Raw genomic sequence first — 14,337 nt, forward strand, 5'->3', positions numbered from 1 at the left:
TACTTCTCTCGCAGAAGAGCGCCAGGGTCTCCCGAGTTGCTGAGTAACCAATGGGTATACATGCCTGGCTCTTCGACCCCGGGGAAGCTCCTCCATCCTCGCCCTTTCGGCTGGAATCATGTTGTCTTCCGGGAGAATAAGCCCGTCGACCTTCCCGTTTATTGCGTTTCGAGGCTCAATCACTTTCAGGCCTGTATCCTAACTGTCTACGCTTAAACGGTAGGGTTACCCCTGCCGCTCCAAGACTCGCTATTGGTGGCGTGGCTTTCGCCTTTCCAAGCAGGGATTCCACCTGCTAAGTTACTCAACCTAGGCTCGGTCGCTCTACTCTGTGCAACTAAATCTGCCCTAATGGGCGAAAATCCAAGTACAGCGGCATTTTAATTGTACGAAATACAGCTAAACGGAGATTCGGCGGCACATTCGAGGAATTAGTTGTACAGATTGCAATTAAGCCTCCCCCTTGCACCCTGATCGAGGCGCGGCAAAAATTCAGCAAGTGATGAGTTAGCAAGCGATTAGTTAAAGTGATTTTCACAAGTTGAAATCCGATGCTCTACTAGTCTTCGTCTTCCTATCTTCCAGTTCCCTTATTTCCTTACTCCCGTCACCCATTCAATCCCTCTACCACCCGATAGCCGCTCCATCAGAGCGAGGGTCCGTCCCCCCGCTGCGGTAGCCGTTACCGTCAATCGAGATAGCGTGGGCGTGCCCCATCACCCCGTCATAGCTCTCTGCCTCACGGACCAGATGTCCCGCCTCCGCCAGCTCTGCCCGTACGACTTCTGCTACCCGGTTCTCGATCCGTAGCTCCTGGGTCGGCTCTCCCCAGGTTCTGCCCCAGACGAAGCGGGGTTCACTCACCGCAGTCTGCGGGTCCATCCCGTAGTGAAGCATGCGTGTGAGCAGCAGGGTCTGCGTCTGCGGCTGTCCTTCACCGCCTTGTGTGCCATAGAGATAAGCCGGCTTCCCGTCCCGGCAGGCCATCGCCGGCATCAGCGTGTGGAAGGTGTGCTTGTGCGGCTCCAGCGTATTGACATGGGCGGGATCAAGCGAGAAGAAGGACCCGCGGTTCTGGAGCAGAATTCCCGTATTCCCGGCCACAACCCCCGAACCGAATTCGAAATACAGACTCTGGATGAATGACACCGCGTTGCCCTCTTCATCCACCACCGCTGCGTAAGCCGTGTCCCTTCCAACCGGTTCGCTGCTGAGAGCAAGCGCCTTACGGGGAGAAATTGCCGCCGCGAGTTGAGCCGCATAAGGCTTACTCAGCAGACGGTCCAGCGGAATGCTGCTGAAGGACGGGTCAGTGAGCACCTGATCACGGTCACGGAAGCTCAGCTTCAGCGCCTCCACCAGCAGATGATAATATTCATAGGAGCCATGCCTGATCTCCGCGAAGTTAGAATGCTCCAGGATATTAAGCGCCATGAGCGCCGTGAAGCCCTGCGAATTCGGCGGAACCTGATAGACGGTATGCCCATGGTATCCGGTCTGAAGCGGCTCTTCCCAGCTCCCCTGGTGGTCCGCGAAATCATCGCGGGTCAGATACCCGCCGGAAGCCTGCATATAATTACTGATCTCTTCCGCAATGCTCCCTTTATAAAAAGCATCCCGGCCTCCCGCCGCAAGCGCCCGCAACGTCCCGGCCAGCTGCCGCTGCACAAACCGCTCTCCCGCCGCCGGTATCCGGCCGCCGGGAAGATACACCGCCGCCGCTTCAGGCGACAGCGCGGCTCCGGCCAGAACACTGCCGCCATGCTGATCCGGCGACAGCGGAAAGCCCCCGGCGCTGTAGCCGATAGCCGGCTCCAGCACCTCGGCCAGGGTCAGCCGTCCATACTCCCGCTGGACGGCCTCCCAGCTATCCGCCATTCCGGGCACCGTAATGGCGCTGCGCACACCCCGCCGGGGAATGGCCTCTTCCCCGGCATAGCAGTCCCGGCGGACGGCGTAGCCCGAGCGTCCGCTGCCGTTGTAGGCCCGCACGCGCCCTTCGCTGGCGCTGTACCCCAGCCAAAAGGCGTCGCCGCCGAGCCCGGTCATATGCGGGTAGACCACAGCCAGCGCCGCGCTGACTGCAACGGCCGCATCATAGGCGTTGCCGCCTTTGGCCAGGATCTGTGCGCCCGCCGCCGAGGCCAGATAATGCGGGCTGACCACCATCATTTTCGTTCCGGTCACCGGTCCTCTCCTCATGTTCCGCCTCCGCCTCCCTTCCCTGCCGCTTAAGTTAGTGTCATTTAACAGCAGGACCTGAACCCCTGTCAACGGCTTCCGCAGGACCGTACATTTACTGCCGTTTATTTTGTGAACCATGCACAAATTTCAGGACGGAAGCAGACCCAGGCGGGCATTCGTTCTACCCGTCTGTTATATGGAGCTGCAGCAGGCTACAGCCTTAGTACGCCCTCTGTGCGCCCCCTTACTTCAGGATATATTGCGACAGCACAGCCTGCACTTCGTAGATATCGACCGATTTGTTGAAGGTTTTCTTCAGCGGCAGCCCCGCGCCCGAGATATACAGACACAGCTCCGCATCCAGATCGAAATGCCCCGCCGTCTCCACAGAGTAATGAGTGATGCTTTTGTAAGGAACAGAGTGGTATTCGGTTTTCTTGCCGGTCATCCCCTGCTTGTCTACAAGAATCAGCCGCTTGTCTGTAAAAATAAACATGTCCCGGACCAGCTTATAGGCGCGCTCAATCTTTTCATTCGGAGCCAGAATCCGTCCATATTCCCGCTGCACCTCCCCCAGCTCCACCTGAGTTGCATTGCCGAGCAATCCGTTAAAAATCGCCATAACTCTCCTCTTTTCCCGCAGCCGTTATAAGGTCAACGCCCCTTCGCCACACTCCATACTACTTGCAGTGCCATGCATTTATGTCTCTGCGGGAACAATTCTCCCTTGCTTATTTCGGGATTTTTGGTTACACTAGCTTTAAATTTATCAAAAAGGAGGTGTAGGAGAATGGATCACAATCGGACCAACAGTGTTAGCAGCCGGCTGATTAATATTATGGCTGGCGTTATTCATGCAAATCTGGACAACGGGAGAAGTCTGTCCATTTACACGAACTTAATAACACTACAACATTGTGAAATGCCTTTCTCGCCTACACTTCAACGGATATCCTAACCCGAAGAATACTCAGGCCGCAGGGAAATTTCCCTGCGGCCTTTTTATGCTGTTTTGACCGGAATCCGCAGAAGCCAAAGGACGGCGAAGGAGAGTGCATTCCTAATTAAAGGAGAAGAATAACGATGATTATCTCATGTCAAAATATCCAAAAATACCACGGTGCCCAGCTCGTCCTGAGCGATGTCACCTTCGATATCCGCCAAGGCGAAAAAATCGGTCTGATCGGCCGCAACGGCTGCGGCAAAACCACCCTCTTCCACCTGCTGAGCGGAGAAGAACGCCCGGACCAAGGGCAGCTCTCCATCCGCCGGGGCAGCGTCATCGGCCTGCTTGCCCAGATTCAGGAGGTGAACGAGAGCGACACGGTCTATGCCGTCCTGCAGCGCAGCTTCGCCGAGCAGCTCGGCTGGCAGCGCCGCCTGCGGGAGCTGGAGCAGGAGATGTCTTCCTCCGGCGCGGGCGAAGACGGGCAAGCCTGGAACCAGCTGCTTAAGGAATACGGCACCCTGCAGGAGAAGTTCGAGGCCGCAGGCGGCTATGAGCTGGAAGCCTCGATCCAGCGTGTAGCCTCAGGGCTGGGGATTGGAACGGAGCAGTACGACCGCCGCTTCTCCTCCCTCTCCGGCGGAGAGAAGACCAAGGTAGGGCTGGCCGAGCTGCTGCTGCGCCGTCCCGACATCCTGCTGCTCGATGAGCCGACCAACCATCTAGACATGGAGGCTATCGAGTGGCTGGAGCAGTTCCTCCAGAGCTATGACGGCACGGTGCTGGCGATCTCCCATGACCGTTACTTCCTGGATGCCGTGGTGAAGAAGGTCATCGAGATTGAAGACGGGGAGGCTTTCACCTTCCATACGAACTACAGCGGTTATCAGGTGGAGAAGGAAGCCCGGCTCCTTCAGCAATTCGCTGACTACCAGGAGCAGCAGAAGAAGATCAAGCAGATGCAAGAGAGTATCAAAAGGCTGATTGAATGGGGCAACCGCTCCAATCCGCCGAACCCTTCCTTCCACCGCCGTGCGGCGTCCATGCAGAAGGCGCTGGACCGGATGGTCAAGGTCAAACGCCCGATCCTGGAGCGCAAGTCCATGGATCTGCAGCTCCAGCAGGAGGAGCGGACCGGCAACCAGGTCGTCATCCTGGACCGGATCAGCAAGTCTTACGGGGAGCGCAGGCTTTTCTCGGCCGCCAGCGATATTCTGAGATACGGCGAGACCACCGCACTGATCGGCGGCAACGGAGCCGGCAAAAGCACCCTGCTGAAGATCATCCTTGGCCAGGAGTCACCGGACAGCGGGAGCTGTACGCTCGCTTCCAGAGCTGTCGTTGGTTATCTGGCCCAGGAAGCTGTGCCGGAGGAGGGCGGCCACTCCGTGCTGCGGTATTTCCGCGAGGAGGCCGGACTTGAAGAAGGCGAAGCCCGCGGCCAGCTGGCCCGCTTCCTCTTCTACGGCAGCGATGTCTTCAAGAGCATCACCAACCTGTCAGGAGGAGAATGGACCCGGCTGCGCTTCGCGATCCTGATGCACAAGAGGCCGAACCTGCTGATTTTGGATGAGCCGACCAACCATCTGGATATCGATTCACGCGAGGCGCTGGAAGAAGCGTTGGAGGAATTCCCCGGCACCGTGCTGGCGGTATCCCATGACCGTTATTTCATCAACCGCTGCTTCGGCAAGCTTTGGCATATTGACGGCGGACACTTCTCCTCCTTCCCGGGCAACTATGAATACTATAAGGAAAAGCAGGCCGAAGCCGCCCAGCGGAAAGAGGCCACGCAGCCGGAATCTTCCGGGGACGGCACCGGCAAGCCCCGCTCCTTAAGCGGGCAGGTAGACCGCTCCCCTTCTGCCTCTGCTTCAGCAGGTTCGGGTACGGAATCCGCTTCCTCCCGCCGCAAGAATACAGGGGGATCACCCTCCAGTCCTTCCAGTCCGAACCGCAAGCCGCGTCCGGCAGCTTCGTGGGAGCAGGATATTGCCGCAGCGGAAGCGCAGCTTGCTCTTATCGATGCCGAGATGCTGGACCCGCAGCTGTCGAGCAATGCAGAGAAGCTGGCCGAGCTGCAAAGAATGAGAGATGCTGCGCAGCAGAAGCTCGATGACCTGTATAGCGGCTGGTTGAGCGAAGCGGAGATGTGAATTGTAGACAGACTAAATACTAAATCTAAGGTAGAGGTGACCGTAATGACATTAACCCCGGAAATTGCGAAATATTGGGAGAGTTATCTGGTGAAGCATCCGGAAGCAGCGGACAAATTCGACAGCGCTTGGGCGTTCGGCGACAATCCCCGGCTGGCAGATGAGCTGCTGGATCTGGTTCTGAGAGGAATCAAGACCGGGACCGCGCAGAATTATGAGTTGATTGAAGCGCAGGGGCTGAGCATGCCTTTTACAGGCGGACTATCCGTCCTGCTGGACAGCACAGGGCATCCGCGCGCGATCATCGAAACAACGAAGGTGGAGGTCGTTCCATTCGCTGAGGTAACCGCTGAATTCGCCTACTCCGAAGGGGAGGATGACCGCAGCCTTGAATCCTGGCGCTACGAGCATGAGGTGTTCTTCACCAGGGAGCTGGGGCGTGAGGGCAAGCCCTTCGACCCGGATATGCGGGTGGTCTGCGAGACCTTCCAGCTGGTGCATATCAACAACGACTTGTAATTTCAGCATAAAAAGGCTGCTTCTTCACTTCGAAGAGGCAGCCTTCATTGTATATGTGTAAGTTAGTAGTGGAATATAGCTTCTGCGGACGGGTCTTAGAATTTCCAGATGCCCATCATCCAGCCGATCAACGAGATCCATAAGGGAATACTGATCAGGACACCCCATACCAGGCCCGTGGCAATATTGCCCTCTGTAGGCCGGGTCATCCCCTCCTGCGCAAGCGGAAGTCTTAGCTCTTCTTGTTCCATGCGATCCCCTCCTAAAATTCTTATCGTCAAAGCAGAGGAAAAAATGTAGACCGCCAGGCCCAAAAAGAGATGTTTTCGATAAATTTTTTAGATATAAAGGCTCAGCGGACTATCACTGTAAAGGCTTACATAAATAATATTAACCAAAAAATGTATTCATAAAACTTATATACACTCTTGGTTATCTATTATATGCAGTGCTTTAGTCCAATATTACTTCTTTTTCGGGATGATGTAAATATTGGAATAGGGTGTGCAGCTGCTCCGCCGTATTGCGCTCTTCAGACAATTCGGGCAATGCATCCTCGGCAAAAAAACCCGCACCGCTCGTCTCCACACCACCCGCCGCCTCCCCGCCGGTAATTCTGCAGAGGATGAACATTTTATAGGTATGGTACGGCTCCGGCGGATGATGATGGAACTTCTTATCCAGTACGGCAAGCAGACGGACCGCTTCCGCCTGATAGCCGGATTCCTCGGCAATCTCCTTCACCGCTACCTCGCTTGGTGACAGGCCGATATCCGCCCACCCTCCGGGCAGTGCCCATTTTCCGTCGAGCTTCTCGTGTACGAGCAGAATTTTATCATCCTGAAAAATCACTCCCCGAATATCCACCTTAGGTGTGCTGTACCCGCCTTCGCCCGCGAAAGAGAGCCGGATACGCTCCTTGCTCTCATACGTATAGTTCGCCAGGATATCCACGCTCAGCTCCCGCAGCGCCTGATAACGCTCAATATCATATACATCCTTGGCATACGTCAGCCCTGTCTGGGCAATCCCTTGAATTTCTTTGGCCCAGGTTAACCATTTCGGTTCCATAAGCACACCGCCTTCACTCGGATTTAGTTACGCCTTTCCTTCAAGGTGCTCTACTCGCACAGCATCAGATGACGGGAGAACGCACCTTTTCGCGCCACACAACGGTCTATAATTGTAAAACCGGCCGCAGCAATCATCTCATCCACAGCCTCAATCGCCACAATGACCACTCTGTCCGCAATCCGCCGCGTATGGCTCAGAATTGCAAACTGCTCTTCGGGGGTAATCCGTGAATACAGATTATAAGGCATATCCACAATGGCCGTATCATAATGCTCCTGGATGTCTGCAATATCACCGAGCGTCACGATGCTCTCGAAGCCGAAATGAGCGATGTTCGTCCGCGCACCGGCTGCAATGAGCGGGTTAATATCACGGCCGACGACATCGATTCCCATCGACAGTGCTTCCACCATTACCGTGCCAATTCCGCAGCAGGGGTCGATCAGCTTCACACCGGGTATGCGCGGAACCGCCATATTGACCGCCGCCCGGGCTACCCGTGTGCTGAGCGCTATGGAGTAACTGCGGGGCTTGTGCATCTGCCGGAACCAGGTTGCATTGTTCTTATGATAAGGGCCGAAGTACCAGCGTCCGCCGAGCGTTACAATCCCGTACACCAGCTCCGGATGGTTCACATCCGCCTCTCCCTCAATCCGCAGGCCGATTTCCCGCTCAATCACTCTGCGCTCACCGTATTCGATTTTGTGCTCAGGAGCCAGATCATTAGTCTTCACAAAAATAACCTTGAAGCTCTGCCCCTCCACATCTACCTGCTCCGTCTGCTTGTAGATCTCCGGGAGCGTGTCCCCTTCGTACATCACATCAATCCGCTCTTTGATAAAAGGACTGCGGCTGACATCCACCTCTACCCCGCTTGCAAATATAGCCGGAGGGATCTCCCTGCCGAATAGGCAGCGCAGCTCCATCCCGCATAAAGAGGTCTCATCCGGTGAATGGGCATAAGTATATATATATAACGGTTCAACACTTGCAGGCATATTCGCTGACACTTCAATTTCGCTCCTGTCGCTTCCGCCGCGCTCGGCGGTTCCTTTGCTTAAACTAAGTAAGTCTATCACGGTTACTGCCAGTAATCAACAGCCTGCAAGGAACTGTATCCCAAGCTACGCAGCTCCGGTCAACCTCTGATGAAGGGCCGGACAATCCTTTTTTGATCCATCGGGATATCTCCAGTATAATGAATGCATTACACTGCCGAACCTGAGCCGCAGAGACCCTCCGTTATGCATGTTGCCGCATAATACGGGTAGCTGTGGTATTAAGCAGCGAATTCCAAGGAGGTACATAATCACAATGTCATACGAAACTTACTTTCAGACTGAGCGCGAAGCCCAGCTCAGCGAACTCAAGCAATGGCTGGCGATCCCCAGCATTTCAGCCCTGTCCAGCCACAAGGAAGATATTAATACCGCTGCCGGCTGGCTGGTAGAGACCCTGAAGCGTGCGGGTCTTGAGAACATCGAGCTGCACCCTACAGCCGGTCATCCGGTGATCTATGCAGACTACCTTCACGCTCCCGGCAAGCCGACCATTCTGGTCTACGGCCATTATGATGTACAGCCGGTGGATCCGCTGAACCTGTGGACTACGCCTCCGTTTGAACCGGAGATCCGTGACGGCAAGCTGTATGCGCGCGGCGCTACAGACGACAAGGGCCAGGTATTCATGCATATCAAAGCCATCGAGGCTATCCTGAAGCAAGAGGGCACGCTGCCAGTCAACATCAAGCTCTGCATCGAAGGGGAAGAAGAGATTGGCAGCGTCAACCTGCCGCCATTCCTGGAAGCTAACCAGGACAAGCTTGCGGCAGATGCCGTTCTCGTCTCGGATACCTCCCTGCTGGAACGCGGACGCCCCGCCATCTGCACCGGGCTCCGTGGTCTCTGCTCGATGGAGGTCACAGTGAACACCGCCTTGACTGATTTGCACTCCGGCTCCTACGGCGGCGGCGTTCCCAATGCGCTGCATGCGCTCGTCTCGCTGCTCAGCACCCTTCACGATGATAAGGGCCGCGTATCTGTAGAAGGCTTCTACGAAGGTGTGCCTGCCCTGTCTCCGCTGCTGCGCGAAGAATTCGCCAAGCAAGGCGTGGACGAAGACAAGATCAGGACCGCCCTCGGCTTGGAGCAATTGTACGGTGAAGAAGGCTACACCTTCGTGGAACGGGTCGGCGCGCGTCCAACGCTGGAGCTGAACGGCGTATACGGAGGCTTCCAAGGTGAAGGCAGCAAGACCGTAATCCCGAAGGAAGCCCATGCCAAGATTACCTGCCGCCTGGTTGGCGACCAGGACCCGCAGCACATCCTGGATGCCGTTGAAGCCCATCTGAAGGCCCATATCCAGAGCGGCGCCAAGGTTCAGGTGAAGCAGATGGAGAAGGCACGCGCCTTCAACATCGATCCGTCGCACCCGATCCTCCAGACCGCTGCCGATGCTTATGGCAAGGTCTACGGCACACGTGCCCTCTTCACCAAAGACGGCGGCTCCATCCCAATCATGGAGAGCTTCGCCCGCATCCTGAAGGCACCGGTCGTCCTGATGGGCTTCGGACTCGATGACGAGAACCTGCATGCGCCGGACGAGCATTTCAATCTGGAGAACTTCGACAAAGGCCTGCTGACCCTTGTCGAGTTCCTGAAGACTGTCTAACGTCCAAGGCAGACGGCTTACCTGTCATCGGGACACATTTATCAGCAAAGGCAGGCCCCCGAAGGATCAGGGGCCTGCCTTTTTCAACAGATGAATTGGCTATGGCTGGTGTAGCCGGTGTGACTTGTGACACCTGTGCTCATTCTCTCTTACCGTCAACTTTCAGCGAGTTCAGGTGCACTAATGCCAATGTCATTAAGTTAAGATATATAGCCAAAAACAAGAAAAAGGCAGGTTATCGAAAAGATAGCCTGCTCTTTTTTTGCACAAAAAAATCTTGACAATCCGTAGAAAACGTGTGGCGAAGCCCCTTGAAAAAACGAGGAGGTTACGCCAATGAATGCTTATGCAAATTCGCTGAAAGACAGACTGACATCTCTCATCCGTGAGATGGCGGCTGCCCCCGCGCCTTACGTCAGAAACCCGGGAAAGGATTTTACCCGAACGAAAAAACTACCCTTTGAAATGGTTATGCAAACCCTGATCTTTATGGGCGGCAACAGCCTCTATAAGGAACTGTTGGAATCGCAGGGCTATGACGTTAACACCGCAACTTCTTCTGCTTTTGTTCAGCAAAGAAATAAAATTTTGCCGTCTGCGGTCGAATCTTTGTTTCACACCTTTACCGCGTCCCATACGGAATTCAAGGATTATCGAGGCTATCGATTATTGGCCATTGACGGTTCCGATCTGCATATTGCAACAGATCCTGCGGACCCGTTGACCTATTCTCAAAGTCAGCCCCACTCGAAAGGCTTTAACCTTCTGCACTTGAACGCTGCTTATGACCTCTGTAACCGGCTTTACGTGGACGCCATCCTTCAACCTCGAAAGCTGCGCAACGAAGGAAGGGCGCTGTCCACGATGGTGGATCGGTCCCCTATTCAGGGGAACGTCATTGTGTTGGCGGATCGAGGATTGGAAAGCTACAATACGTTCGCGCATCTGGAACGGAAAGGATGGAAGTACGTCATACGGGTCAAGGATTTGCATTCGAATGGCATTCTTTCGGGCTTGCACTTGACCTTTGAAGGGGCGTTTGATCAGGAGATTCACCTGACGCTGACTAAAAAACGAACGAAAGCGTTCAGGGATCACCCCGAAATCTATAAAATTCTTCCGGCCACCTCTAGCTTTGATTTTCTGGACATGCAAAAGAACCTGTTTTACCCGATTTCCTTTCGGGTGGTTCGTTTCCTCCTGCCCAGTGGCGATTATGAAACCGTCATTACCAATCTACCGGCTGCTGAATTCTCACCGGATGAACTCCGGGAACTGTATCACCTGCGATGGGGGATTGAGACCTCTTTCCGGGCCTTAAAATACACCATCGGTCTGACCCATTTTCACGCAAAGAAGCAAGAGTCCATTACCCAAGAGATATTCGCAAGAATGATCCTCTACAATTTCGCTGAAATGATTACCTCGCACGTAGTCATTTCCCAAAAGGATAAACGGCACCTCTACCAAGTCAACTTCACGGTGGCCGTTCACGTCTGTAGACATTTCCTGCGCTCCAAGGGCGATGGACCCCCGCCTGATGTGGAAGCTTTGATTCGCAAAAATATTTTGCCGATTCGTCTCACCCGTCCTGGGCAAAGGAATACACGCAGAATACGTAGCAAATCCGCCATTAGCTTCGTCTACAGAGTAGCATAATTCGGTTCGCATGAACATTTTTTTAAGTGGATCTTCCATCCGCTTTGTTTGCTATGCGCTTTTTTCCTTCCTTACACCAAAAACAAACGGCATAGGACGTTTCCCCATACCGTTTTGGATTCTCTTTATTAATTCCAAACTTATCTTTGAACTTATCTTAATGACATTGGCACTAATGCTCCTCATTTCTGCTTACCGTCAACTTTCGGCTAAGTTTTATATGCTGGAGCGTATGCAGTCTTTGTGCTACTACTCACCTTTGCAATCCAGCCATCTAATTTCTCGTATGGCCACAGATGGCGGAATCAGTGGGATTTATCCCCTTGATTTTCACGTATAACTGACTTTCAGATGCATCAGTGGGATTTATCCCTCTCATTTTCCCGTTTAGCCAACTTTCAGCCGTATCAGAGGGATTTATCCCTCTCATTTTCACCTATCGCTCAATTCAGGACGAATTAGAGGGACTTTTACCTTTGAATGAAGCCGCACCCTACTTTCAGCAGATTTAGTAATTGTTCTGCCAGTATGTACTATCCCTTATGTTCTGACCCTAAGTTCTGTTCTGTCCCTATGTACTCACGTATCTTCTATCACTAGGTACTCCCTCACGTCCTGCCACTACGTCTTCTTCCCTGTACCCTATCCTCCCTGATCAGCATTATCCACACATTCTAGTTCCCTGCAACAACTCCGAAACAACAAAAAAACCCTTGCGGACAAGGATTTCGGAAGTTAAATATGGAGCGGGTGATGGGAATCGAACCCACGCTATCAGCTTGGAAGGCTGAAGTTCTACCATTGAACTACACCCGCAACTCGAATTGAGTACAAGAAACATTGTAGCACCACTACGAATAAATTGCAACCCTATTAAATTCAGATACCGGAGGTCCGGAGGTTACGACGGCATTTCCAGTAAAGGCCTGAGGAAGGACTGTTCGAATTCAGCTGCCTTCACCGGCTTGCTGAACAGATACCCCTGGGCCTCATGGCAATGCTGCTGGCGCAGAAAGTGCAGCTGCTCCTTGTTCTCCACACCTTCGGCGGTGACCTTGAGCTTCAAATGGTGGGCCATCGAGGTAATCGTAGAGACAATCGCGGCATTGTTGCTGTCCTCCATGACATCGGATACGAAGGAACGGTCGATCTTCAAGCGGTCAATCGGCATATTCTTCAGATAATGCAGCGAGCTGTAGCCTGTGCCGAAATCATCGATGCTGATGCATACGCCAAGTCTTTTGAGGCGGTTCAGCTGGTCGAAGGCGGTCTCCTTGTCGAGGGTCATACTCTCGGTAATCTCCAAATCCACGTAGCAGGGATCTAGACCGATATCCTTCAGGATGGCATCAATTTTGCCGGCCAGATTGGGCTGCAGAAACTGGCGCATCGAGAGGTTAATGGACACGCAAATCGGATGATAGCCGGCATCCTGCCACATTTTATTCTGCATACAGGCCGTCTTAAGCACCCATTCCCCAATGGGGACAATTAGCCCGCTCTCTTCAGCGATAGGAATGAAATCCACCGGAGAGACCAAGCCGCGTTTGGGATGGTTCCAGCGCAACAGCGCCTCCATGCCGACAATCTCTTCTGTCTCAAGTAGTACCTGGGGCTGATAGACCAGATAGAACTCCCCCCGTTCCAGCGCACGGCGCAGATCGTTCTCCAGCTTGAGCCGTTCCTTCGCCTTCATCTGCATAGCCGGAATATAGCGGCGGATCTCCACCCCTTGATCCTTGGCATTGTGCACCGCTGTGTCTGCATTCTGTATCAACTGCTCTGCCGTATCTCCATCCCCGGGGTAGATGCTTACCCCCAGACTCAGTGAGATATGGTATTCGCCCGACTCCAGGCCTACCGGTGTCTCGAACAGGCGCAGCAGCTCACCCGCCCGGACCAGACAATTCTCCAGACCCGTCCGCTCCGTCATCAGAAAAGCAAACTCGTCCGCTCCCATACTAAAGAGCTCTTCATTGACTCTAACCTCATCCCCGATCCGCCGGGCGACCAGCTGCAGCAGCAGATCTCCTGCATAATGGCCAAGAGAGTCATTGATATTCTTGAAATGGTTGATGTTCATAATGACCAGCCCGGCGAAGCCGCGGCTTTTGTCCTGCTCACTCTGGAGCACCACCTCTTCCATGCGCTGCATCAGGCGGCGTCTGTTCGGAAGACCTGTCAGCTCATCGTGGTACGCCAGATAATTAATCCGCGCTTCCGCCTGCTGGTTCTCCTGAAATGGCTCCTCAATCGTTAATCTGTAGACCCCGGTCAGCAGAAGATAATAGGCCGCTGCGCTGCTGAGCATCCCGAAGAGATAATCCAATTCTCCGACACTGAACAGATTCATGAAGAAGACCTGAGCCAGTGAGAAGAACACAAGGGAACGGATAATAATCAGCAGAGAGGCTGACTTTTCGCTTTTGCCAGGATAGATAATAATCGCAGCACCAAGTAAATAGACGAACAGTATCGCCATATTCATCAGGTCTCTTGCCGTTTCTGCCCATGGTTCGTCCGCCAGCCCGGAGACAATCAGGTTGCCGAGACCAAACACAGCCAAAGCCAGCAGAATCACCACAAAAGCATTCCGAAACACCTTCCCCTTGACACCGTTTCCTACAAGCTGGTCTTCTCTGCTGAAAATAAGCATAATCCCCAGTGCACTGGCCAGCCGTGAGAACGTCAGGAGCCATAAGGACTGCTCCGGGCTGATATACGAGGTGATTCCAGGAATACCTACAAACCCGAGTACATGCAGGAAATCAAAAATGCTCACCCCCAGGAACAATGCAGAGGTGTACAGCCTAGCCTTAGATAAACTATTGGCGAACAGCAGCCAGCCCTGGGCAAAAATCGCAAAACCGAACGCGACAGTACAGCAGCCCAAAATAAGGTAAAAGGCTATCAGTAAATCCTTGTCCTCGATTCGGCCCAGCGGTGTACGAAAAATCTGGATCAGAAGGAATAGCACAGCCCCCAGAATAGCCGCATGAATCGTCTTTCTCTCTTCTTGTCTCATAAGTCCCTCGCGTCTAAAAATAATATCTATAAAGTCAGATGGATGTGTATGATGTCCTATGTATAAATATCGGCTAGATAGCTCTGTAAAGTTACATTGATCAC

10 protein-coding genes and 1 tRNA gene are annotated in these 14,337 nt (G+C 53.6%); 4 read left to right on the forward strand and 7 right to left on the reverse strand.

Annotation, left to right across the window (positions count from 1 at the left end):
* Positions 1 to 624 precede the first annotated feature (624 nt).
* Positions 625 to 2,202, reverse strand: coding sequence for a gamma-glutamyltransferase (gene ggt, locus MHH78_RS29410; protein WP_341169757.1), 1,578 nt, complete (start codon positions 2,200 to 2,202; stop codon positions 625 to 627).
* 226 nt (positions 2,203 to 2,428) lie between these two features.
* Positions 2,429 to 2,806, reverse strand: coding sequence for a PH domain-containing protein (locus tag MHH78_RS29415; RefSeq protein WP_036696174.1), 378 nt, complete (start codon positions 2,804 to 2,806; stop codon positions 2,429 to 2,431).
* A gap of 461 nt (positions 2,807 to 3,267) precedes the next feature.
* On the opposite strand from MHH78_RS29415, the gene abc-f reads away from it, so the two are divergent.
* Both abc-f and MHH78_RS29425 read left to right on the forward strand, forming a co-directional pair.
* Positions 3,268 to 5,286: a ribosomal protection-like ABC-F family protein gene (abc-f, locus tag MHH78_RS29420; protein ID WP_341169758.1), complete on the forward strand. Its 2,019-nt coding sequence runs from the start codon at positions 3,268 to 3,270 to the stop codon at positions 5,284 to 5,286.
* 45 nt (positions 5,287 to 5,331) lie between these two features.
* The gene (locus MHH78_RS29425) at positions 5,332 to 5,805 is read left to right on the forward strand and encodes an ASCH domain-containing protein (protein WP_341169759.1); all 474 of its coding nucleotides are present in this window, start codon (positions 5,332 to 5,334) and stop codon (positions 5,803 to 5,805) included.
* Positions 5,806 to 5,900: 95 nt separating this feature from the next.
* On the opposite strand, the gene MHH78_RS29430 is transcribed toward MHH78_RS29425, so the two are convergent.
* From MHH78_RS29430 to MHH78_RS29440, 3 genes are all read right to left on the reverse strand, one after another.
* A complete protein-coding gene (locus MHH78_RS29430; RefSeq protein WP_156949647.1) occupies positions 5,901 to 6,056 on the reverse strand; it encodes a hypothetical protein in 156 nt (51 codons plus the stop codon).
* Between the two features lie 202 nt (positions 6,057 to 6,258).
* Positions 6,259 to 6,876, reverse strand: coding sequence for an NUDIX hydrolase (locus MHH78_RS29435; protein ID WP_076076900.1), 618 nt, complete (start codon positions 6,874 to 6,876; stop codon positions 6,259 to 6,261).
* Positions 6,877 to 6,926: 50 nt separating this feature from the next.
* Entirely contained in the window at positions 6,927 to 7,877 is a 951-nt protein-coding gene (locus tag MHH78_RS29440; RefSeq protein WP_341170407.1) for a TRM11 family SAM-dependent methyltransferase, read from the reverse strand.
* Positions 7,878 to 8,193: 316 nt separating this feature from the next.
* Here MHH78_RS29440 and MHH78_RS29445 point away from each other — a divergent pair, with 316 nt between their 5' ends.
* Entirely contained in the window at positions 8,194 to 9,549 is a 1,356-nt protein-coding gene (locus MHH78_RS29445; RefSeq protein ID WP_341169760.1) for a dipeptidase, read from the forward strand.
* A 336-nt stretch (positions 9,550 to 9,885) separates the two neighbouring features.
* Positions 9,886 to 11,208 carry an IS4 family transposase gene (locus tag MHH78_RS29450; RefSeq protein ID WP_076086935.1) on the forward strand — a complete coding sequence of 441 codons (1,323 nt, stop codon included), beginning with the start codon at positions 9,886 to 9,888 and terminating at the stop codon, positions 11,206 to 11,208.
* A gap of 742 nt (positions 11,209 to 11,950) precedes the next feature.
* Here MHH78_RS29450 and MHH78_RS29455 read toward each other — a convergent pair.
* Positions 11,951 to 12,024: transfer RNA gene (locus MHH78_RS29455), tRNA-Gly, on the reverse strand.
* Between the two features lie 85 nt (positions 12,025 to 12,109).
* Positions 12,110 to 14,233 (reverse strand): putative bifunctional diguanylate cyclase/phosphodiesterase, encoded by a 2,124-nt coding sequence (locus tag MHH78_RS29460; RefSeq protein ID WP_341169761.1) that lies wholly within the window; start codon positions 14,231 to 14,233, stop codon positions 12,110 to 12,112.
* Between the last annotated feature and the right edge of the window lie 104 nt (positions 14,234 to 14,337).

It is taken from the genome of Paenibacillus sp. FSL H3-0333, assembly GCF_038002805.1.
GTDB classification, from domain to species: domain Bacteria; phylum Bacillota; class Bacilli; order Paenibacillales; family Paenibacillaceae; genus Paenibacillus_AQ; species Paenibacillus_AQ silagei.